Source organism: Streptomyces sp. YIM 130001 (genome assembly GCF_003574445.1).
GTDB lineage: Bacteria > Actinomycetota > Actinomycetes > Streptomycetales > Streptomycetaceae > Streptomyces.
Genome location: NZ_KZ984560.1, coordinates 63179 through 85896 on the forward strand (window position 1 = coordinate 63179; position 22718 = coordinate 85896).

Sequence of the window (22718 nt, forward strand, 5' to 3'; positions counted from 1 at the left end):
CCCATCCCAACTACCTATAGGACCGCCCTATATTGGAACCATGGGGGACTTTGCCACGGATGCGAACCTCTGGTCGCACCCACGACTCGTCACCGCCGTCACCGAACAGGCGTGGGGCGACGTGTTCCGGGCGTACCGCCGTCTGTCAGGCACGAGCCAGACGAAGCTCGGCGAGCTGGTCGGGCTCGCCCAGTCCGACGTGTCCGATATCGAGCGGGGCAGACGACGGGTCACCTCGGTCGAGGTACGGCAGCGGATCGTCGCCGGACTCGGCGTGCCCCCTGGCTTGTTGAGCGAGGCACCACCTCCGGACCCGTGCCCGGTGCCGGGACTCTCCACTCCGGTTGCGATCCCGGACGGAGACCTGCTGTCACGCGTCACGACGGCGACCCGAGGCGGGCGGCCGGTGGACGCGGCCACACTGGACTGGCTGGACCGTCTGCTGGCGGAGCACCGACGCGCGGAGGACTTCATCGGCTCCAGGCCACTGATGGACGTCATGGGCCGGCAACTTCAAACGGTCGTCGACCTGTACGGAGGCGCGCGCGGTCCGTTGACCGGCCGCGTGATCCGTCTCGCCGCCGAACACGCGCAGTTTCTGGCCTGGATGTCCCAGGACCAGGGGCGAACAGCCGGCGCACTCGGCTGGTACGACCGTTCCCACGAGTGGGCCATGGAGGCCGGGGACGTGAACATGGCGGCCACGACGCTGAGCATGAAGGCCCACCTGGCCTGGTCGGGCGGCAGCGGGGAGCGCTGCGTGCGCCTGGCCGAGGCTGCGCGATGGTCGGCCCCGGGGGCATCCCTGGGGGTGCGGGGCATGGCGGCCCAGATGGAGGCACGCGGCCATGCGCTCGCCGGGGACGGGGATCAGGCGAGGCGCCGATTCGACGAGGCGCAGGTGCTGATCGGCCGTGCTGCCGAGCACCCGGAGGACGAGCCTCCCTGGATGTACTTCTACGACGAGACGTGGTTCACGCTGCAGCGGGGCATGGCCGCGTTGCACTTCCGGGACTGGCAGGCGGCTGCGCACGACATCTCGCTCGGCCTCGCCTCGTTGCCGTCCAACTACCGCCGCGACAGGGCTTGGTACGGCGCGTGCCTCGCACACGCTCTGGCCGGTGCCGGCGATCCCGAACAGTCCCTCTCCGTAGCTCTGTCGGTCGCACCGGACGCCTCGGCCGTGGGCCGTCCGCACGCCTGGGACGAACTGCACACGACGGCCGCGGTCTTGATGCGGTCAGGCGCCGGCGAAGGTCGTCCACTGGGTGACGCACTGACCGAGTTGGATTGAGAGAGGCCGCCCCACCGCAAGGTGTGGGCGCCCCCTCACTGGCAGAGCCCTGTCGGTCCCGCCAACCTCAAATCCGCGGCTCCCACCGGAACTTCTTCATCGCGAGTCGGGCGAACAGGGCCGTCCACACCAGTGTGACGACCAGCTTCGCCAGTGCGTCGGCCGCTCCCACGTCGCCGGTCCAGCCCGACCTGACGAGGTCGATGACGCCGGTCAGCGGGAGGTACTCCAGGACCGTCTGCAGGCCGTCGGGCAGGAAATCGAGCGGGAAGTAGATGCCGGTGACCATCGGCAGGATGAACATGACCGGCATCGGAAGGATGCCCGCGCTCTCCACCGTGCGGCAGAGCGCCGCCGTCGCCGCGCCCATGGCGAGCATCAGCAGGATCCCGGCCAGCAGTCCGATCAGCGCCAGATGGGGTGCGACCGGCGCGGCGCCGGTCATCACGGAGACGATGGCGGTGACGACCACGATCTGCACCAGGGTGACCGTGACGTACACCGAGGCGCCGCCGGCCAGGATCGAGACGTCCGAGACCTCGCCGGTCCGCAGCCGCTTCATCACGAGTTCTTCGCGACGGGCGACGTAGAGGCCGACGATCGCGGTGTAGAGCGAGTAGATGAGGAACAGGCCGGTGACCGTGGCGATCATCATCGGGCCGAGGTCGAACCCCGCGGTCACCTCGTCCAGCTGCGACTTGATGAGGTCCTGTACGAACTTGAGGCCGACCACCATGACGATCGGCATGAAGAGGACGAAGAAGTAGTTCGTCTTGACGCGGTTGAACAGCTTCCACTCGATGCGGTACAGCGTCACCAGGTGCTTGGTGTTCATGCCGTCCTCCCCGTGTTCGCGCCGGCGGTGGCCATGGCGTCCTGGGCCTGGCCGGTCGTATCCACGGCGGCGTCGTCGTCCTCATCGGCGCTCGCGCCGCCCGCGATGGAGATGAAGGCCTCCTCGAGGGAGGCGGGGCGGGCGGTGAAGCGGGCCAGTCGCAGTCCGGCGCCCCCGGCCCAGGCGAGGACGGCCGCGGCGTCGGTCTGCAGGTCGTCGGTGGTGACCGTCGTCGTACCGCGTTCCGTCGACACCTGCCCGACGAGGGGTGGCAGGTCGGACGCCGTCCAGGGTTCGGGCAGTCCGAAGGCGAGCGTGGCGGGGTGGTCGGCGACGATCTGCTCGACCGTGCCGGACGCGGCGATCCGGCCGCGGTGCATGATCGCCAGGTGGTCGGCCAGCTCCTGAGCCTCTTCCAGGTAGTGCGTGGTCAGCAGGATCGTGGTGCCGGCCTCGCGCAGCCCGCCGATCAACTTCCAGGTGGCGTGGCGGCCTTCGGCGTCCATGCCGGCGGTGGGCTCGTCGAGGAAGAGGATCTCGGGAGTGGTCAGGGTGGCGGTGGCCAGGTCGAGGCGGCGCTTCTCGCCTCCCGAGAGGTTCTTGACCATGACGTCGGCGCGGTGCGCGAGGCCGGTCAACTCCAGCGCGTCGTCGACCGGACGGGGCCGGGTGCTGAGGTCGGCCCACATCTGGACGGACTCGGCGACCGTCAACTGGCTGATGAATCCGCCCTCTTGGAGCATCACCCCGGTCCGGCTGCGGATCCGCTCCCGGTCCTTGACGGGGTCCAGGTCGCCGAAGAGGCGGATGGTTCCCTCGCGCGGTGCCGCCAGTCCTTCGAGGAGCTCGACGGTCGAGGTCTTGCCCGCACCATTGGTGCCGAGCAGGGCGAACAGTTCGCCTGGCTGGACGGTGAAGCTGACACCGCGTACGGCGTCGAAGGCGTCCTTGCCCCTGCCGTAGCGGCGCCACACGCCCTCCACGTGCAGGTGGCTGCCTTGCGCGGCCTTGCCGGGCATGTCTCTCCTTTCCCCGGGAGCGGCACCCACTCCCCGGCGTACACCACTGGTCAGGTGGGGCCGCCGCCGTTTCGGCATGCGTAACGTCTCGCGCGGCGAAATCCCTGTGTGCGATACGGGCGTGCGATACCGAGGTCGACCGGCACCGGTGACCGCCGCACTCGCGAGTCGGCCCCGCCCTCTCGACGGTCAACTTTCGAGGGCGACGCAGAGTTCCGTACGCGTACCGGATAAATGGCCCCGGTACAGGTCGTCCGCCAGTACTCGACTTGCGACTCCACAGGGATAGTTGCACAGCCCGGGCCTGCATTACACCCCTGGAATGCAACCTCTTTTCCGTGAATCGGTACCCGGAGTACCGCCGCCCTCGGTACCCGGGAAGGTAAAGGCGGTACCCGGGTGCCGATTCGGCCGCGGATGCACCAGGACCATGAATCAGACCCACGCTCGTTGGGTCCTACACGTAAATTTTCCCCGGGGCGCACTCACACAATTCACACAGAAAACATGTCCGGCTATACGGCACATGAGAGCGAGAGCGCGAGAGAAGCGGACAGACTCCCCGATACACCGAAAACTCTCCACTCAGCCCCGAGTCGCCGGCCACCACTCGTCCGCGCCCCCGACGGGCAGGCACACACCCCTCACCTGCATATACGTTCCGCCGCCAGCGCGGGTGCCACCGCATCCCGGCACCACATCCAGTGGCATGACCACGCCATAAAAGTCCATCGCACGAATAATCCGTGTGCAGAATGCAGCACAAACGGAGGGCGACGCTCCGAACCGAACCCAGGGAAACCTCAGGGAAACCTCAAATAGTCGATGGATTCCTGAATGTGACCTACATCACACCCGCTTTACCTTGAAATTGCCAATCCTTGGTGACTACGTTCTCAATCCTGCAAGGCAGCACAGAAACACCAGTGCGACGACGGGGGTCGGTGTCTGTGGAATTGAGCAGCCGGCGGTACGACGGTTTTCCGCCGCCCAGGAAAGCTCACACACCCTTGTATTCCCGTTATCTCTTTCCTTGCATTCTTGCGTCCCATTGACGCGCGTTCACATCTGTCGAATTGAACGCGACAGGTGCGACCGCGTGTCAATCGGCACCCGGCAAAGCAGAAACGGAGAAGTTCATGCTTCTTGAGAAGGTCAACGAGAACGAGGCGCTCGCCGGCGAGCTCACCGCTGACGGCCCTGTGGCGTACAACGTCCCGGTCATGGCCACCCCGGCCCTGATCGCGACCCCGGTCATCGCCAAGGCCGCGGGCGCCGTTGTCGGCGCCGGCGCCGTCGGCGGTGCCGCGTACGGCGCCTACCGCGCGGTCGTCAACTAAACCTGACTCCCGCGCGCTCCGGCCCAGGCATCAGCACCGGGCCGGGCGACATTGCCGTACGGGCTGCGCGAGCAGAACTCCGGAGTGCGCCCCGGAACAGCCCGTGGGTGCTCCTGGAGCTACAAGACCCCCCTGGGTGGCGGGCGGATGAAGCGCCCGCCACCCAAGGCGGTCACGTCCGCTTTATCAGTACAGAAGGGAACATGCAATGTCGATCATGCTGGAGAGGATCAACGCCGGAGAGGGCGAGATGACCGAGCAGAGCATCGCGCCGGTCATGGCCACCCCCGCCGCCTTCGTCGCCGGTGCTGTCGCCGGCGCCAAGGTCTCGGGCGCGCTGGTCGCCGCCGCCGCCGGCGGTGCCGCTGTCGGCGCCGCGGTCAAGAAGTAACACCGGGCGTCACTCGCACAGTTAGGGCCAACAAAATCAATGTGGTCTCGCATCCGCAGATCCGTTGAGTTGGCATGTGCCCAGCCGCTCGGCACCGCCGAGCGGCTGAGCGCAGCCACTCATCTGCTCTCCAGCCTCGAATACATGGCGCGCAAGGTCGATCGGGAGCCGGGCGGCCTCAACGACTGGACGTACCTGCGCTCACAGGTCCCCAGCAAGTACAAGGTCATCACCAAGCTCAAGGACTGGGCCGCCAAGGAGTCCGTGACCCAGACCCTGCACGCCTCACGCGCCGTCGCCGCCGCCGTCGTCATCTCCCCCACGCGCAACAACAACGTGCGCATGGCGTGCGACGCGTACCTGGCGGCCACTCAGATCCTGCTCTACCCGCGCCACTTCTTCGGCACCGACGGGTCCGACCAGGTCTCCTTCCTCGTCCAGACTTCCGCCGCCCTCGGCCGCGCCGGCGGCACCGACGCCACACGCAAGGCCGCGGTCCAGTTCATCGGCGCGCAGATCGTCCTGTCGTACGGCGCCTCCGGCTGGGCCAAGCTGCCCGGCCAGCCCTGGCAGAACGGCGACGCGCTGGTGAAGATCATGCGCACCGAGACGTACGGCGACAAGTGGCTCTTCGAGCTGCTGTCCGAGTACCCGGCGGCCTCCCGCGCGCTGTGCCACCTGGTGCTCGCCATGGAATGCGGATTCCCCCTGCTGCTGCTCAAGAAGGGGAAGTACCTCGACCTCGGCCTGATCGCCATGGCCGGCTTCCACCTCGCGAACGCGCGGTTCATGGGACTGTCCCGGTTCGCCTGGGCCTTCATCGCGACCTATCCGTCGGTGCGCGCGCTGGCCAAGGGAGGGGACGCATGAGGGCGTTCACGTTCCCGAAGATCACCGGAGCCGCGCTGGCGGCGACGGCCGTCGCCGGGGTGACCCACCAGATCTATTCGTCACTCACGTCGCAGTTCTACCGCCCGCCGGGCTTCGAGCAGCACCGTCACACCTGCTCGTCCGGCAACATCATCACGTACTACCGGCGCGACGGCCTGCCCGGCGGCCCCACGGTGGTCTTCGAGTCCGGCCTGATGCACACCTCGGTGGCCTGGCTGCTGCTGTGCGAGCACCTGGATCCGGCGATCTCCGTGGTGGTCTACGACCGCGCCGGATACCGGAAGTCGCTGCGGCGCTGCAACGTCGAGTACAACCTCGCCGAGTCCGTCGGCGACCTCCTCGACATCATCGCCCGCGGCACGGACGGCGGGCCGACCTACGTCGTCGGGCACTCCCTGGGCGGTTATCTCGCCCACCGGGCCGCGGAACGGGCAGCGACCGAGGAGAAGGACGGCGGGCGCCGGGCGATCGACGGCATCGTCCTCATCGACCCGACGCATCCCCAGGAACTGGTGGTCTCCCAGAGTCAGCGCGAGGGCGCACGGGGCACCAACGCCGCCATGAAGCTCGGACCGGTCACCGCCCTGTTCGGCGGCGGACTCCTGGTGGAGAAGGGGCCGCTCTTCGAGTACTGCGAAGGCAGCCCGTACTACCGGCAGTTGCGCCGCGAGGCGTCGAGTCACGCCGGCTGGGTCGCGTCCAAGCGCGAGTGGGGCTACTCGTACCGGCTGATGCTCGACGGCGGCCGGCCGCTGGCCCGCCTGTCCGTCCCGGTCTCGGTGATCGCCGCCGAGAAGACCGTGCTCGACCTGCCCGAGCAGCAGAAGCTGTACGACGAGTACGTCGCCTCCGGCGCCGGCGGCGGCAGCTGCCGCACGATTCCCGGATCGGCGCACCTGTCGATCACCGGCGGGGTCGAGCATGCCCCGCTCACCGCCGCCGCCGTGCAGGAACAGGTCACCGTGTGGGCCGAGTCCGCCGTCGGCACCGGCACCGGCACCGACAGAACTCCGGAGGTGCAGGCCCGATGAGTCTCGCCAAGACCGGCCGCAACGTCCTCGGCGTCGCCGTACCCGCGCTGTTCGCGGGCTGGTTCGTCACCACGGTGCTCTCCCAGCACCCGGACCGCGGCTACGACAAGCTGCGGTCGCTCGACAAGACCGGCACCGGCATCCTGATCCCCAACTGGCGCTTCTTCGCGCCCGTTCCGGCGATGGACGACCAGCACTTCCTCTACCGCCTGGCCAACGAGGACCGCACGGAGCACACGCCGTGGCGGGCGGTCAACGAGATCCCGCCGCGCAAGACCATCCACGCGTTCTGGTTCCCCGGCCGGCGGGAGGACAAGGCGATCTTCGACGTCGCCTCGACCCTGATGTCGAACGCGGCGTCCATGAACCCGCTGACGATCGAGGCCAAGCAGGCCGCGTACGACCTGATCTCGCACTTCGTGCGCTCGCGCATCACTCCCGACCCCGACTACCCGCTGTTCCAGGTCATGCTGGTCCGCTACCCGGGCTACGACCACAGCGAAGACCCCAAATACGACATGGTGTTCGAGTACCAACAGGTGGAAGAGCCCGCATGAGTACCCAAGGTGTGCAGTACGGACCAGAGGTCGCCTCGGTCTACGACACGATGATCGGCGCCGCGATGCCCACCGAGAGCACGGTGGAGATCCTGCGGCCGGTCGTCACCGGCAAGGACGTGCTCGAGGTCGGTGTGGGGACCGGGCGGATCGCCGGTCCGGTCGCCCCGTTGACCCGCTCGTTCACCGGCATCGACAACTCGCCCGACATGCTCGCCGTGCTGCGGAGCAAGAACCTCGGCGCCGACCATGTCACCTTCCTCCAGGCCGACTTCCGCTCCCCCTTCGCCACCGACCGCAGCTTCGACGTCGCGTACTCGACGATGGGTTCGCTGGCCTGCGTCGGCAGCCGGGCGGAGCTGGTGACCGCCCTCGAGCACATCGCGGAGCGACTGCGGCCGGGATCCCCGCTCTGGCTCGAGTACTACGCCCGCGACATCTACCTGAACCTCGCGGCGGCCGGGCAGTTCTCCGCGGCCGATCCGGAGGGCCGCGAGGTCGAGTTCACGGTGCGCCTCGACGAGGCCACCGAGGTGCTCACCATGGGCACGAGGCTCGCCTCCGAACCCGGCCGGCAGGTCGAGTTCGACGAGAGCGTGCTGCTGCTGCCCGTCGAGGACGTCGAGAAGTGCCTGGCCGAGGCCGGGTTCACCGAGGTCCGCTTCCTGAGCGGTCAGGGCATGCCCTACGACTGGTTCACCGCACAGAGGCCGTGACGATGATGACCGACAGCCGAATCGCCTGGTTCCTCGGCGTCTTCCTGCTCTCGCTGCCCCTGCTGCTCGCGGCGTTCAAGGGGGAGGGCCGGATCACCCGGCACGTACTGGCCCGCAGCCTGGGCACGGCGGCAGCCATCGGAGTGGCCAACGCGCTGCTGTGGGGGCACGCCTAGCGAGGTCGTTGCCCGCTGATCCGACGCAGACCCGCCGACCCCGTCGGCCCGACCAGGTCAAATCGAGGACGGAATGAACATTCGCGCCATCGTGTCCCGGCACCGAGTGCTGCTCGGCGTAGGCATCGCCCTGGGCCTGGTCGGGACCGCCACCACACTCGCCCAGCCCCTGCTGATCGGCGAACTCATCGAGGCCGTCGCGCTCGACGAGTCGCTGGTGTGGCCGATCGCGCTCATCGCCGGGCTGTTCGTCGCCGACGCGTTCCTGGGCGCGACGCACTTCTATCTGATCGGCCGCGCGGGCGAGAACATCGTCCTGGACATGCGCACCACGCTCACCGGCCGGCTGCTGCACTCGAAGGTCCAGGAGTTCCACCGGCTCGAGCACGGTGACGTGTTCACCCGCACCGTGGCGGACACCTCGCTCGCCCGGATCGCGCTGTCCTCGTCGGTGGCGCAGCTGGTGACGTCGAGCTTCATGGTGGTCGGCTGCGTCGTGGCGATGGCGTGGATCGACTGGCGGCTGCTGCTCATCACGTTCGTCTGCCTCGGTGTCGCGTCGACCGGCGCGCTGATGCTGGCCCGCGCGGTGCGCGCGGCCGCCGTGACGAACCGGGAGGACACCTCCAACTTCGGTTCGGCACTGGCCCGCATCCTGAGCTCGCTGACCACGGTCAAGGCGTCGCGCGCCGAGGACCGCGAGGCGGAGCTGGTGCACGTCGTCGCCAAGGACGCCTGCGCGAGCGGCATCAAGGTCACCAAGATCTCCGCGATGCTGATGCCCTCGATGAACGTGGGTACCCAGGTCTCCCTCGCCGTGGTGATCGCCTGGGGCATGGCCCGTACGGCCACGGGTGACCTTCCGGTCGAGGATCTGACGGCGTTCATCATGTACCTCTTCTATCTGGTGTCGCCGCTGGTGATGCTCTTCATGTCGCTCGGCGAACTGCAGCAGGGCAGGGCGGCGATCGACCGGGTGAAGGAGCTGGCCGAGATCGGTCAGGAGAACGACCCCGCGGACACGGCGGCGGCGCGGGCGATGTACGTGGGTGACGGATACCCGGGCGCGGCCGTGGAGTTCAACCAGGTGACGTTCGGCTACTCGCCGGAGGCCGGACCGGCGCTCAACGAGGTGTCGTTCGGTCTGCCGGCCACCGGCGTGACCGCGATCGTCGGGCCGTCCGGTGCGGGCAAGACCACGCTCTTCCAGCTGATCGAGCGCTTCTACACGCCGGACCAGGGCGTCGTACGCGTCGCCGGCCGGCCGACCACGCACTGGCCGCTCGAACAACTCCGGGCCAGGATCGGCCTGGTGGAGCAGGACAGCCCGCTGCTGCGCGGCACGCTCCGGGAGAACCTGACGTACGCCAGTCCCGACGCGTCCTACGAACGCATCGCGACGGCGCTGCAGATGGCACACCTCAGCGATGTCGTCGCCGGCCTCCCGCACGGTCTGGACACCGAGCTGGGCGAGGGCGGCGTCGGACTCTCCGGCGGGCAGCGGCAGCGGCTCGCGATCGCCCGCGCCCTGCTCACCCAGCCCGAGGTGCTGCTGCTCGACGAGGCGACCTCGCACCTCGACTCGGACTCCGAGGCGGCGCTGCGCCAGGCGATCACCACCATCGGCAGGAGCTGCCAGGTCCTGACGATCGCGCACCGCATCTCCACCGTCAGGGACGCGGACATGATCATCGTTCTGGAGAACGGCAGCATCCGGGCCTGGGGCGACCACGACTATCTGATGGCGTCGGACGAGACCTACCACCGTCTCGCCACGCACCAGCTGTCCGCCTCGATGGTCTCCGCACCCGCCGAGGTGCCGGGATGAGCCGGCCGGACGCCGCGGTCGTCGGCACCGGGCCGAACGGACTCGCCGCCGCCGTCACGCTGGCCAGGGCGGGGCTGCGGGTGGAGCTCCACGAGCAGGCCGACACCATCGGCGGAGGTCTGCGGACCCGGGCGCTCTTCGACTCCGACGTCGTGCACGACATCTGCGCCGCCGTGCATCCGATGGCCGCGGCCTCCGCGTTCTTCCGGGAGTTCGACCTGTCCGCGCGCGGCGTGCGGCTGCTGCAGCCGCCCGTCGCGTACGCCCACCCGCTGCCCGGGGGCCGCGCCGCCGCCGCGTACACCGATCTCGCGCGCACCGCGGCGGGACTCGGCCGCGACGAGCAGCGCTGGCTGCGCCTGATAGCTCCGCTGGTCGAGCACAGTTCGGGAGTCGTCGACCTGATCCTGTCCGGGCAGCGGGCGCTGCCGCCCGACCCGGTGGCCGCCCTGCGGCTCGCGCCCCGCGTCCTCGCGTACGCGGGCGGCAGGTCCCCGCTGGTCACCGAGGAGGCCGCGGCGCTGCTCACGGGCGTGGCCGCGCACGGGGTCGGCAAGCTGCCCTCGCTCGCGTCCGCCGCGGTGGGCCTGCTGCTCGGGCATCTGGCGCACTCCACCGGCTGGCCGCTGCCGCAAGGCGGCAGTGCCCGGATCGCCGAGGCGATGGCCGACGACATCCGGGCGCACGGCGGCGTCCTGCACACCGGCAGCCGGATCGACTCGCTGGCGGAACTGGACGGCGTGCCGCTGGTGTTCTGCGACACCAGCGCCAAGGGGCTGCTCGCCCTGGGCGGCGACCGGCTGCCCGCCGGCTACCGGCGTGCCCTCGGACGCTTCCGGTACGGGCCGGGCGCGGCCAAGGCCGACTTCCTGGTGAACGCCCCGATCCCGTGGACCAACCCGGTGGTCGGTGAGGCCGGAACCGTCCATCTCGGCGGCACCCAGGACGAGATGCGCCGCACCGAGACCGCGAACGCCCGCGGCGTCGCCTCCGACCGCCCGTTCGTGCTTCTCGTGGACCCGGCCGTGACCGACCCGGCTCGCGCCACGGCCGACGGCAAACGGCCGGTGTGGGCGTACGCGCACGTGCCGGCCGGCGACACCCGCGATCCGCTGGACATGATCCGGCGGCAGATCGAGCGGTACGCACCCGGCTTCACGGACACCATCGTCGCCCAACGGGCCATCCCGGCAGCCGAGTTGGAGACGTACAACCCCAACTACGTGGGCGGTGACATCGGCGCGGGGGCCATGACGGTGCGGCAGTCGCTGCTGCGGCCCGTGCCGCGCTGGAACCCGTACCGCACGCCGCTGCCCGGGGTCTATCTCTGTTCGGCGTCCACACCGCCGGGCCCCAGCGTGCACGGCATGTCCGGCTATCTGGCGGCCTGTTCGGCGCTGCGTGCGCGGCACGGGCTCACCCCGCCCTTACTCGCGCCCGAAAGATCCACCAGCAAGGCATGAGCCCGTTACGGGCGACCAAGACTCTGGTCGGCGGAATGTCCGCCGACCAGCAGCCGCCCGGAATTCCACCGGGCGGTGCACTGCAGCACAGCGGAAGGAGCACATCGTGGCCAGCATCGACAGCAACGAACTCGACGAGGTTCTCGCGACCACGTTCAAGGAACTCAAGACGGCCGTCAACAACTACAACAAGGACTCCATCGCGCTCTACAGCCAAGCGCTGAGCGCGCTGGTCGGTCTCAGGCAGCAGGTCGACGCGCAGGACCGCGCGAAGGCCTGACGGGCCTGAGCGCGTCGGCGGCCCTCCCGTCCCCCGGCGCGCGGTGAGGTGACCGGAGCCGTGCGGCAGCGGTCGGCAACGACCGTGGATCTCCCCCTCCGTACGGCTCCGGCATCCCCTCCCAGCACTCCACCCGACGACGGCACGTGGTGCCTCGGCGACGACGACTACCGGCACAGGGCGCTCTGTCGCGCCGGTGAGAAGGCAGGGACGAGTGACCGATCAAGCCGCCGGGCCGCGCTCCGCACCGGCCGACTCCCCCGTTCCCGGCCGCCGCACCGCGCTCGGGATCCGCAGCACGGCCTGGTACCTGCCGGAGCGTGTGCTCCCGGTCGACCGGGTGCGTACGCGTGACGAGAGCGAACGGACCACCCGGGACGGGCTCGGCATCGACACGGTGCGCGCCGACGACGCCGCGAGCGCGGTGGACCTGGCGGAGCGGGCCGCCCGCCGGGCTCTCGACCGGGCGGGCCTGGCGGCCCGTGACCTGGACGCGCTGATCATGATCGAGTCGCGTGCCACCGAGACGCTCCTCAGCTCGGAGACGACCCTGCTCCAGGAACGGCTCGGCGCCGACGACGCCACCGTGTTCTCGGTCGGCGGCCTCGGCTGCGTCTCCGTGACGCCGGCCCTGCTCGCCGCGCGTGGACTCCTGGCCTCCGACCCGGACATGAACCGGATCCTGATCGTGCACGGCAGCAAGCCGGCCGCAGCGGTCCGCTACCGCCATCCCGTCACGGTGAACGGCGACGGCGGACAGGCCCTCCTCGTCACCCGCGAGGCACCGGTACGGGTCACCGACATCGTCCAGCGGACCAACGGCCGGTACTGGGACCTCTTCCACGTCGACTACCGCGACCGGCCCACCTCCCAGTGGCGCGAGACCTGCACGGACCCCGGCGTCTACTCCTTCCGCCTGGCGATGGAGACCCGCAGCCGTCTGACGAAGCTGCTCGACGAGCTCCTCGACCGCAACGGCCTCGCCCGGACGGACATCGACGGATACGTCAGCCAGAACCTGTCCACCGGCAGCTTCACCTTCACCCAGGACGTCCTGGACGTCGACCTGCTGCCGGTCTGCCGGGACAACCTCCGGCGGTACGGGCACCTCGGCCCCAACGACGTCTTCCTGAACCTCTACTCCGCCCTCGCACAGGGACAACTCCCGCCGGGCGGCCGCGCCGTACTGATCAATGTGAGCCCCGTCGCCGCCTGGAGTCTGCTGCTGGTCGAGACGGACCCGGACGGGGACCGGCAGACCGCAGCACTGGAGGACGTGTCGTGAACGGAACCACCCCAGACCTCGGCAGCACCGGAACCGGCACCGCCGGCGCCCTGCCGGACCCCGAGCTGATCACCGAACGGATCACCGGATTCCTGACCGCGTCGCTGCGCGTCAGCGTCGGGCCCGACGACGACTACTTCGCCCAAGGCCTCGCGAACTCGCTGTTCTCGCTGGAGCTGGTGACCTTCGTCGAGGACACCTTCGGCCTGACGGTCGAGGTCGAGGACCTGAACCTGGACAGCTTCCGCACCGCACGCCGCGTCACGGACTTCGTGCTCAGCAAGGCCGGACCCGGCACGGGAGAAGCTCATGCCGACGCGGTCTGACGAGGCGACCGACGGCGCCGCGGGCACCGAACTGGTCTCAGCAGCACAGGAGTTGGCGCACGAGTCGCGCACCGCGGCCGCCGGCTGGGACCGGGACGGCGCCTTACCCGGGCACGTACGCAAGCAGCTGGCCGCGGCCGGTCTCCTCGCGCCCGACCTGCCGCCCGCCTACGGCGGCACCGGTATCGGCCCGCCGGCGGTCGGTGAGATCGCCGCGGCACTCGGCGGCGTGTGCAGTGCGCTGCGCGGGCTGTTCACCGTGCAGGGCATGGTGGCGGCCGCCCTGGCCCGCTGGGGCACCCCCGAACAACGGGCGACCTGGCTACCGCAGTTGGCCGCCGGCGAACTGACCGCCGCCTTCGCCGCGACCGAGGCGGACGCGGGCAGCGCGCTCGGCTCGGTGGAGACCCGGATCGAACCGGCGGACGACGGACTGGTCACGGTCGACGGACGCAAACGCTGGGTCACCTTCGGCGCGGACGCCGGCCTGCTCCTGGTCCTCGGCACCACCGGCGGCAGACCGTCCGCGGTACTGGTGGAGAGCGACCGGCCCGGCATCACCCGCGAAGAGGTGCACGGCCAGCTCGGCATGCGGGCCGCACACATCGCCCATCTGACACTGGACGGCGTACGGGTGCCGCGCAGCCACCTGGTGGCGCCCGCCGGAGCCGGACTCTCGCACGTCGCGGGCACCGCGCTCGACCACGGGCGGTTCACCGTCGCCTGGGGCTGCGTCGGGATGGCCGAGGCCTGCGTCGAGGACGCCGCCACACATGCCGCACGCCGGCGCCAGGGCGAAGTCGTCCTGGGCGACCACCAGTTGGTGCGGTCGCTCCTCGCGACCTCTGCGGTCGCCGCCGCCGGTGCGCGCGAACTCGCCCGCAGCGCCGCCGCGGCCAGGGCCCCCGGGCCCGGACGCGGGGTGTCGCAGACCCTCGTCGCCAAGTACGCCGCCGCCGCAGCGGCCGCGTCGGCGAGCCGGGACGCCGTACAGGTCCTCGGGTCGGCCGGGATCGACCCCGACAGCAGGGCAGGGCGCCACTTCCGGGACGCCAAGGTCATGGAGATCATCGAAGGAGCTCAGCAAGTGTCCGAACTGCACATAGCCGAGCGGCTGTTGCGCCGCTTCACCGCACCGGCCGCGGACACGGCACGAGTCACGGGGCAGTCGTCGTGACGGGCGCCGCGAACGCTCCGACCGTCAAGTGCCTGGTGTGGGACCTGGACGACACCCTGTGGGACGGAGTGGTCCTCGAGGGCGACTCCCCCGAGCCGTTCCCCGGCGCCGTGGCCACCCTGCGGACCCTGGACCGGCGAGGCATCCTGCACGCCGCCGCCAGCCGCGGCGAGCACTCCGTCACCGGCCGGCACCTCGACGAACACGGCCTCGCCGACTGGTTCTGCGCCGTGCGGATCGGCTGGGGCGCCAAGTCGGAGTCGGTACGACGGATCGCCGAGACCCTCAACATCGGCCTCGACACCATCGCGTTCATCGACAACGACCCGGTGGAACGCGCCCAGGTCGCCGGCGAACTGCCGATGGTGCGCTGCTACCCGGCTAAAGAGGCCCACCGGCTGCCCGAGCTCACCGAGTTCACGCCCGAGCACATCACCCCCGAGGCCAGGGGGCGCCGCGACCTGTACCGGGCGGAATGGCGGCGGCAGCAGGCCGAGGAGGAGTTCCCGGCGAGCCGGCAGGCCTTCCTCGACTCCCTCGAACTGGTCATGACCCTGCTCCCTGCGACCGAGGACGACCTGGCCAGAGCCAGTGAACTGACCGTCCGCACCCATCAGTTGAACAGCACGGGCCTCACCTACGACATCGACGAGCTCCGCCGGCTCAGCCGCTCGCCCGACCACCGGGTGCAGGTCGCCCGCCTGCGCGACCGGTTCGGCGACTACGGCATCATCGGCCTCGCACTGTCCGAACTGGACGGCAAGGACTCGGTACTGCGCCTGATGCTGATGTCCTGCCGGGTGGTGTCCCGCGGAACCGGCGGCGTACTGCTGCATCAGCTCGTCCAGGAGGCGCTGGCCGACGGCCGCCGCCCGGTCGCGCACTTCGTGCCGACCGAGGTCAACCGGAGCATGCTGGTCACGCTGCGGTTCGCGGGCTTCCGGCCGGTCACGGACGCCTCCGGCACCGGCGGCGCGGAGCAGGAGCCCCTGGTGCTCGCCCTGGACCCGGACGCGCAGCTCCCGGACCCGCCCGGCCACACCCGCGTCGTCACCACCACGGAGCGTCCGACGTGACCACCCCATCGCCCGAGCAGGCACCCCTGAGCACCGTGACCGTCGGCGCCGCACCCCACGTCCTGGCCGCGTTCCTGGAGCAGGTCGAGCGCGTCCCCGACACCACCGCCCTGATCGTCGGCGGTCAGCGGCTGACGTACCGCGAACTGGCCGACGCCTCCGCCGGGTTGGCCGGAATCCTTCAGACCCGCGGCGCCGGCCCCGGCAAGGTCGTCTGCGTACGCCTCGACCCGTGCGCCCTGGCCGTGGTCACCATGCTGGCGACCCTGCGCACCGGCGCCGCCTGGTGCGTCCTGGAACCGCAGCTGCCGCGCACCCGCCTCGAAGCCCTGTGCCGGGACACCCACTGCGTCGCCGTACTCACCGACGACGAACTGCCCGACCTCGCCTCGGACGCCGCACCGCCCCACCAACTGCGCACCGCAGACCTCGAGTTGCCGAAGCTCATCGCCCTCGGCGCCGGCGCCGGCGGACCCACCGGCGCATCGGTTCCGGGCCCCACCACGGCATACGTGATCTACACCTCCGGCTCCACCGGGACCCCCAAGGGCGTGATGGTCAGCCGCGACTCGATCGCGGTGTCCGTCGCCGACCGCTGCGCGGCCTTCGACGACGAGCCCTCGGTGTTCCTGATGGCGATGCGGCTGTCCTTCGACGGTGTCCTCATCGGCATCTTCGGAGCGCTCACCCGCGGCCACACGCTGCTTCTGCCGGACGTCCAGGAGCTGCTGCGGGTACCGGACTTCGGGCGGCTCGCACGGGAGAACGGGGCGACCCACCTCGTCGCCGTGCCGTCCTACTACCGGGCGCTCCTCGAGGAGCGCGGCCTGCTGCCGTCCAGCCTGCGGTGCGTGATCGTCGCGGGCGAGGTGTGCACACCCGAGCTGGTCGCCACCCACCTCGACCGTCTGCCGGGCGCCCAGCTGGTCAACGAGTACGGCCCCACCGAAGCCACCATCACCGCCACCGCACAGCCCGATCCGGACCCCACCCTCGATCACGTCCCGATCGGGCGCCCCTGGCCGAACATCCGGATCCGGGTGCTGGACGAGCGGCTGCAGCCGGCGCCGCCCGGGGCACGGGGCGATCTGTACATCGGCGGCCCGTTCGTGGCGCTCGGGTACGCGAGCCAACCGGCCCTGACCGCCGAGCGCTTCGTCGCCGACCCGTACGGGGTGGCCGGATCCCGCCTGTACCGGACCGGTGACATCGCGTCCGTCGACGAGGAGGGTGTCGTCCACTTCCACGGGCGGTCGGACGACCAGGTCAAGATCCGTGGCTCGCGCATCGAGATCGGCGAGGTCGAGACCGTGCTCGAGAGCCATCCCGGTCTCGGGCAGGCCGTCGTGGTCCACCACCTGACGGAGGGGACCGGTCAGCCGCGGCTGACCGCGTTCGTCCTGCCTGCCGCACCGGACCTGCCGGTGCCCGACGCGGCGGAGCTGCGCCGGCACTGCCGCGGCCGGCTGGTGGAGCCGGCGGTGCCGTCGGCCTTCGTGCCGGTGGACCGGATCCCGCTCAACACCAGCAGCAAGGCGGACCGTCCCGCGCTCCTGCGGCTCGCCGTGGACCGGCAGGCCGCCGCGGGCGACGCCGCACGGCCGCGGGAGACGGCGGCCGGAGTGCTGCTCGCGGTGGCCGGGATCTGGGCCCGGGTGCTGCAGCACCCGGACTCCGGTCCCGACGACAACTTCTTCGCGGTGGGCGGTAGTTCGCTGCGCATCATCACCCTGCACCAGCACCTCGAAGAGCGCTGGCCCGGAGTGCTGCGGGTCGGTGAACTGTTCGACCTGATCACCATCTCCGACCAGGCGTCGACGATCGCGGAGCGGCTGGCCGCGCCGGACGTTCGGTCGCGCACGGAGGCCGGGTCCCAGGCGGACGCCGGGCCCGGGCCCGGCGTAGGGGGGCGGTCCGCCACCCGCGCCGAGAGTGAGCGCACCACCGCCGGAGCCGTCCCGGCGGACCGCGCCGCCGCGCCCCGCGTCAGCGAGGCGATGGCCGCAGGCCCGCAGGACGTCTACGAGCTCTGACCGCGCGGCTCCCGCGTCCGGGGGCCACGGCGCCGGGCACGACCGCCCCGGCGGACACATCACCGAGCACCCACACCACCCGAGCACACCGAGAACGGGGTACCTCATGCACGGAGACGGAGCGGCCACATGAGCGCAACGGGAAACACCCGGGCCTCAGCGGCCATCGCGGTGATCGGCGTAGCCACCCGGTTCCCGCAGGCGGACTCTCCGGAGGCGTTCCGCAGGAACCTGCGCGCGGGCACCGATTCCGTACGCCCGATCCCCCGCGAGCGGATCGAGTCGACCGCGCTCGACCCCGGCCAGAACTATCCCGAACTGGGGTACCTGGACCGGATCGACCTGTTCGACCACGCCTTCTTCGGACTCTCCCGGCGCGAGGCCGAACTGATCGACCCGCAGCACCGGCTCGCGCTCCAACTGACCCAGGAAGTCCTGGAGAACGCGGGATACCCGCCGGTCCGACTGCGGGACAGCAATACGGCGGTGGTGTTCAGCTCGCCGAGCAACGGCTATCTGCCCCTGGTCCGTGAGCCCGGCACCCTCAGCATGCTCGGCAACATCCCGTGCGCGTTGCCGACCCGTATCTCGCATCTCTTCGGCTTCACCGGTCCGTCCTACGGCGTGGACACCGGCTGCAACGGTTCGCTCGTCGCCGTCCACCAGGCCTGCCGCGAACTGGCCGACGGCGAGGCCGATCACGCGGTGGTCGGCGGGGTGAGCCTGCGGCACATCGTGGCGCCCGCCGCGGCGCTCGCCGGCTTCCCCGGCATCCAGTCGCCGACCGCCAGGTCCCGGGCCTTCGACTCCCGTGCCGACGGCGCCGGGAACGGCGAGGGCGGCGGGGCGCTGCTGCTGACCACGCTGGAACGGGCCGAGGCCGAGGGCGCGTTCGTGCACGCGGTGATCCGCGGCACCGCGATGGCGCACAACGGCCGCCACGCGGCGACCATCAGCACCCCGAGCGCCCGATCGCAGGCGCAGGTGATCGCCAAGGCGTGGCAGCGCGCCGGCCTGGACATCGGTACGGCCGGCTACGTCGAGACGCACGGTTCGGGCACCCGGCTCGGCGACGCCGTCGAGGCGGAGGGCCTTGCGCTGGCCCGTCCCGGGGAGCGCCGCGGGCTGCGGGTCGGCTCGGTCAAGACCAACCTCGGGCATCTGGACCACGCGGCTGGTATCGCCGGCCTGATCAAGACGATCCTCAGCGTCCGCCACGGCGAGCTGTACCCGTCCCTGCACTTCGAGCGGGCTGCCGACGAGGTGGACCTGGAGGGCGCGCGGCTCGAGGTGGTGACCGGGCTGCGGCCGTGGCCGGCGGGGATCCGGCGGGCAGGCGTCAGCTCGTTCAGCCTCGGCGGGGTGAACGCCCACTGTGTGGTCGAGCAGGCGCCGGCCGAGCCGCCCACACCCGCCGCCCGGCCCCAGGGACCGACGGACCGGGCCGTCGCGGTGTCCGCGCGCAGCGCCGCCGACCTGCTCACCCTCTGCGAGCGCCTGTCCGTCGAACTCCGCTCCAGCAGAGCCGCGTTGAAGGACGTGGCCCGCACGCTCAACGAGGGCCGCACCCACCATCCGCACCGTACGGCCGTGGTGGCCCGCGACACCGAGGACCTGGCGGTACGCCTCGCCGCCGCGGCCGTCTGGCGCCGCGGCGAGGACGGCCCGCGACCGGTCGGCACCGGTGGTGACCAGCTTCCGCGCCTCATCCTGCTGCTGTCCGCCGACGCCGAGTCCCCGCCGGCGCGACGGGCGACCGACCCGGCCCTGCCGTCCCGGCTCCCGATGCCGGCGGACGCCGCGGCGACCGCGCTCGCCCAGCTCACCGCGCACCATCGCCTCACGGCCGCCGGAATTCGCGCCGACGGGATGATGACCTCGGGGATCGCCCGGTACACCGTGCGCGAGCTGCGCGGGACGCTGCAGGAGGCCGACACCGAGGCCTTGCGCGCCGCCGGCAGCGGCCACGATCCGGAGGTGTCCGGCAAACCGCTGGACACCCAGGCGCTGCACGCCGCGGCCGACGCACAACTGCGGTCGGGCCCGGTGGTGTTCCTCGAGTTGGCCCGCCGCGGCGAGTTGAGCGACCGGCTGCGGGAGTACGCCGAGGGGCGCGACGGCGTCCGGGTCCTCACCCTGGGCTCGGGGCCCGACGGCGAACTCGGCGTGCTCGCCGAGCTGTACGAGCTGGGATTCCAGCCGGACTGGAGTGCGCTGCGGGGTGCGGACGGGGCGCGGCTCGTGCCGTTGCCGGGCCATCCGTTCACCGGAGTTCCGTGCTGGGCACACCCGTTGGACGAGCCGCTGTCGTTCGACGGGCTGCTCGGCCTGGTGGCCGGTACGGACTCCGCGAAGAGTGACCGGTCCGGGCCCGGGCGGTCGGATGCTCCCGAACCTCCGCCGCCGCCCACGGCTCCGGTCGCTGCCGCGCCACCGGTCGCGGCCCCACCCGCTCCGGTCACCGTTCCGGCCCCGGAGCCCGTCGCCGCACCGGAGCCCGTCGCCGCACCGGACCAGCCCCGTGAGGCCGTACAGCCCTGGCTCGGCCGCACCCTCGCCGATCTGCTGCACGCGGACGAAGTGACTCCCGAAGCGGACTACTTCTCCATCGGCGGGAACTCCGTGATCGCGATGCAGCTGATCGAGCGCGTCCACGAGCAGTACGGCGTCCGCCTGAAGATGATCGACATCTACGACCATCCGCGCGTCGGCTCACTGGCCGACTCCATCGGCGACCGGCTGCCCGAGCCCACGGCCCCCGCAATCGCGCCCTCGCCCGTACCCGCGCCCGTACGCGAGGAGCCGGCCCCCGAGGACGCCGAGAGCACCCTGCCGCCCATCACCACCGGCGGCGAGTTGATGCTGTCGTACGGGCAGGAACGGATGTGGTTCCACCACCAGCTCGACCCGACCACCACGCTCTACAACCTGCCCGCCGCCTCCCGGCACCGGGGCCCCCTCGACGTCGGCACGCTCCGCCTCGCCTGGGAGGACCTCGCCCAGCGGCACTCGACGCTGCGCTCCAACTTCGTCGAGGTGGACGGCAGGCCGGAGCTGGTGCTCCGGCCGCAGCTCGGCGACTTCCTCACCTACGAGGACGTCTCCGCCGAGCCGGACCCGGAGGCCGCCGCTCGGGCCCTGGTGAAGTCCGCCACCTCCTACGTCTTCGACGTCGCCGAGGACTCGCTGGTACGGGCCACCGTGGTGCGGGTGGCCGAGGAGGAGTACATCTTCGGCTGGTGCATGCACCACGCGGTCAACGACGGCTGGGCCCCGCAGATCCAGATGAAGGAACTGCTCGAGTACTACCTGGCCAGAACCGAGGGCCGCAGCCCCGACCTCCCGCCGCTCCCGGTGCAGTACTCCGACTACGCCCGCTGGCAGCGGGAGTTGATGGCCGGAAACGGACTGGACCACGAACTCGCCTACTGGCGCCGCACGTTGGCCGAACCTCCGGTCCTCACGCTGCCCACCGACCGCCCCCGTCCCGCCCGGATGGACTTCGCCGGCGCGGCCCACGGCTTCGTGATCCCCGCCGATCTCACTCGCCGGCTGCGGGAGTTGGGCAGCGAGGAGACCTCGACCCTCTTCATGGTGCTGCTGACCGGCCTGAGCACGGTGCTCGCACGCTGGTCCGGCCAGCAGGACATCGTCGTCGGCACGCCCACGATCGGGCGCAGCAGGCCCGAACTCTGGGGACTGCTGGGCTTCTTCAACAACACGGTCGCGCTCCGCTCCGACCTCACCGGCCGGCCGTCGTTCCGGGAACTGCTGCGCCAGGTGCGGGCGACGGTGCTCGGCGCCCTCGACCACCAGGAGATCCCGTTCGACACCGTCGTGCGCGAGGTGGCTCCGGACCGCGATCCCGGCCGCAACCCGGTCTTCGACGTGATGTACGTCCACCAGACGCTGCCGCCGGACTTCGCCTTCGGCGAGAACCTGTTCGGACCGCAGAGCGACGAGGAGACCGGGCCGTACTTCCCCGGACTCCCGCCCGGCACCGCCAAGTTCGACCTCTCCATCGTGGTCGGCGAGCGCGCGAACGACGACGAGCTCGACGTGGTCCTCGAGTACGCCACCCAGCTCTTCGACTCCAGCACGGTCGCCGCGCTCTGCGACGACCTGGTCGGACTCCTGCGCGCGGTCGTCGCGGACCGTGCGGGACCGGACCGCCCCTGCCTGGAGCTGTCCGCCGGACCTCCCGCGCAGGCACGGCCGGGACGTCCGGACGGGACGGTCGGCGGGCTCGCCCTGCCGGCGCGCTCCGGCGGCTCACCGTCCGATCTCGCCTACTGGCGTACGGCGTTGGCCGGCCTGGACGCCTTCGTACTGCCGGCCGACCGGGCACGCCCGGTCGGCGGGGACGGCGCCACCGGCCGCCACACGTTCCGGCTCCCGGCCCCGCTCGCCCACAGCCTGGCCCGTCCTGGCGGCCACGGCGTACGCCACGGGGTCACGGCCGCGATCGCCGCGCTCCTGGCCCGCCGCGCCGAGTCCGACGAGGTGGTTATCGGGTGGACGGGGGCCGGTGGCGCCGGCCTGCCGCTGCGCCTCGGCCTGCGCGAGGAGCGGGACTTCGCCGGTCTGGTCGCACGGGTGGCACGGACCGTCGAGGAGGCGGAACGCCACGGCACGCCGACCGCGGACGAGCTCGCGGACGCGGCCGGCCTGCGCGCGGAACCGGGCCGCCACCCGCTGTTCGACATCGTCTGCACGCACCTGCGCGTCCCGGCGGGCACCCGCGCCGACGACCTGCCCGTCCCGTCGGGACCGACCGACGCAAGCACCCCCGACCTGCGGTGGACGGTCCTGGAGGGCCCGGCCCCGGACGAGGTGCTGCTGCTCGTCGACCACCGCGAGGACCTGTTCGAGACCGCGACCGTACGACTGCTCGCGGAGGAACTGATCAGCGTCCTGCGCGCCGGACTCGGCACCCCCACCGCACCCCTGCCCACCCTGCGGCACGCCGCCGCGCTCGCCGGCTGACCGCCGGACGACGG

General features: G+C 71.1%; 19 protein-coding genes. 17 read left to right on the forward strand and 2 right to left on the reverse strand.

Features of this window, described 5'->3' with window-relative positions; genetic code table 11:
- Positions 1-40: 40 nt before the first annotated feature.
- A complete protein-coding gene (locus tag DSC45_RS22785) occupies positions 41-1294 on the forward strand; it encodes a helix-turn-helix domain-containing protein (protein ID WP_119293780.1) in 1254 nt (417 codons plus the stop codon).
- Positions 1295-1361: 67 nt separating this feature from the next.
- Here DSC45_RS22785 and DSC45_RS22790 read toward each other — a convergent pair whose 3' ends face one another.
- Positions 1362-2129: an ABC transporter permease gene (locus DSC45_RS22790; protein ID WP_119293781.1), complete on the reverse strand. Its 768-nt coding sequence runs from the start codon at positions 2127-2129 to the stop codon at positions 1362-1364.
- Entirely contained in the window at positions 2126-3148 is a 1023-nt protein-coding gene (locus DSC45_RS22795) for an ABC transporter ATP-binding protein (protein WP_119293782.1), read from the reverse strand. Before DSC45_RS22795 ends, DSC45_RS22790 begins: the two co-directional genes overlap by 4 nt.
- 1139 nt (positions 3149-4287) lie before the next feature.
- On the opposite strand from DSC45_RS22795, the gene DSC45_RS22800 reads away from it, so the two are divergent.
- The 16 genes from DSC45_RS22800 to DSC45_RS22860 all read left to right on the forward strand — a co-directional run bounded on the left by DSC45_RS22800 (position 4288) and on the right by DSC45_RS22860 (position 22704).
- A complete protein-coding gene (locus tag DSC45_RS22800) occupies positions 4288-4488 on the forward strand; it encodes a hypothetical protein (protein WP_119293783.1) in 201 nt (66 codons plus the stop codon).
- 208 nt (positions 4489-4696) lie between these two features.
- The gene (locus DSC45_RS22805; RefSeq protein ID WP_119293784.1) at positions 4697-4879 is read left to right on the forward strand and encodes a hypothetical protein; all 183 of its coding nucleotides are present in this window, start codon (positions 4697-4699) and stop codon (positions 4877-4879) included.
- A 69-nt stretch (positions 4880-4948) separates the two neighbouring features.
- A complete protein-coding gene (locus tag DSC45_RS35810; RefSeq protein WP_162929306.1) occupies positions 4949-5749 on the forward strand; it encodes a hypothetical protein in 801 nt (266 codons plus the stop codon).
- Entirely contained in the window at positions 5746-6801 is a 1056-nt protein-coding gene (locus tag DSC45_RS35815; RefSeq protein ID WP_162929307.1) for an alpha/beta fold hydrolase, read from the forward strand. The genes DSC45_RS35810 and DSC45_RS35815 overlap by 4 nt, the downstream gene beginning before the upstream one ends.
- Positions 6798-7358, forward strand: a complete 561-nt coding sequence (locus DSC45_RS35820) for a hypothetical protein (protein WP_162929308.1) — start codon at positions 6798-6800, stop codon at positions 7356-7358. Before DSC45_RS35815 ends, DSC45_RS35820 begins: the two co-directional genes overlap by 4 nt.
- Positions 7355-8074 carry a class I SAM-dependent methyltransferase gene (locus tag DSC45_RS35825; protein ID WP_162929309.1) on the forward strand — a complete coding sequence of 240 codons (720 nt, stop codon included), beginning with the start codon at positions 7355-7357 and terminating at the stop codon, positions 8072-8074. Before DSC45_RS35820 ends, DSC45_RS35825 begins: the two co-directional genes overlap by 4 nt.
- A 5-nt stretch (positions 8075-8079) precedes the next feature.
- Entirely contained in the window at positions 8080-8250 is a 171-nt protein-coding gene (locus DSC45_RS22820) for a hypothetical protein (RefSeq protein WP_162929310.1), read from the forward strand.
- Positions 8251-8323: 73 nt separating this feature from the next.
- The gene (locus tag DSC45_RS22825) at positions 8324-10078 is read left to right on the forward strand and encodes an ABC transporter ATP-binding protein (RefSeq protein ID WP_119293786.1); all 1755 of its coding nucleotides are present in this window, start codon (positions 8324-8326) and stop codon (positions 10076-10078) included.
- On the forward strand, positions 10075-11541 hold the full coding sequence (locus DSC45_RS22830; protein ID WP_119293787.1) for a phytoene desaturase family protein: 1467 nt from the start codon (positions 10075-10077) through the stop codon (positions 11539-11541). The genes DSC45_RS22825 and DSC45_RS22830 overlap by 4 nt, the downstream gene beginning before the upstream one ends.
- Before the next feature lie 106 nt (positions 11542-11647).
- Positions 11648-11821 carry a hypothetical protein gene (locus DSC45_RS35830; protein WP_162929311.1) on the forward strand — a complete coding sequence of 58 codons (174 nt, stop codon included), beginning with the start codon at positions 11648-11650 and terminating at the stop codon, positions 11819-11821.
- Between the two features lie 214 nt (positions 11822-12035).
- Positions 12036-13106 carry a 3-oxoacyl-ACP synthase gene (locus DSC45_RS22835; RefSeq protein ID WP_240434784.1) on the forward strand — a complete coding sequence of 357 codons (1071 nt, stop codon included), beginning with the start codon at positions 12036-12038 and terminating at the stop codon, positions 13104-13106.
- A complete protein-coding gene (locus DSC45_RS22840) occupies positions 13103-13432 on the forward strand; it encodes an acyl carrier protein (RefSeq protein WP_240434785.1) in 330 nt (109 codons plus the stop codon). The genes DSC45_RS22835 and DSC45_RS22840 overlap by 4 nt, the downstream gene beginning before the upstream one ends.
- A complete protein-coding gene (locus tag DSC45_RS22845; protein WP_119293788.1) occupies positions 13416-14609 on the forward strand; it encodes an acyl-CoA dehydrogenase family protein in 1194 nt (397 codons plus the stop codon). The genes DSC45_RS22840 and DSC45_RS22845 overlap by 17 nt, the downstream gene beginning before the upstream one ends.
- Positions 14606-15685, forward strand: a complete 1080-nt coding sequence (locus DSC45_RS22850) for an HAD-IIIC family phosphatase (RefSeq protein ID WP_119293789.1) — start codon at positions 14606-14608, stop codon at positions 15683-15685. Before DSC45_RS22845 ends, DSC45_RS22850 begins: the two co-directional genes overlap by 4 nt.
- On the forward strand, positions 15682-17718 hold the full coding sequence (locus DSC45_RS22855) for a non-ribosomal peptide synthetase (RefSeq protein WP_119293790.1): 2037 nt from the start codon (positions 15682-15684) through the stop codon (positions 17716-17718). The genes DSC45_RS22850 and DSC45_RS22855 overlap by 4 nt, the downstream gene beginning before the upstream one ends.
- Before the next feature lie 129 nt (positions 17719-17847).
- Complete coding sequence (locus DSC45_RS22860; RefSeq protein WP_119293791.1) at positions 17848-22704, forward strand: condensation domain-containing protein; 4857 nt, start codon at positions 17848-17850, stop codon at positions 22702-22704.
- The last annotated feature ends 14 nt before the right edge of the window (positions 22705-22718 follow it).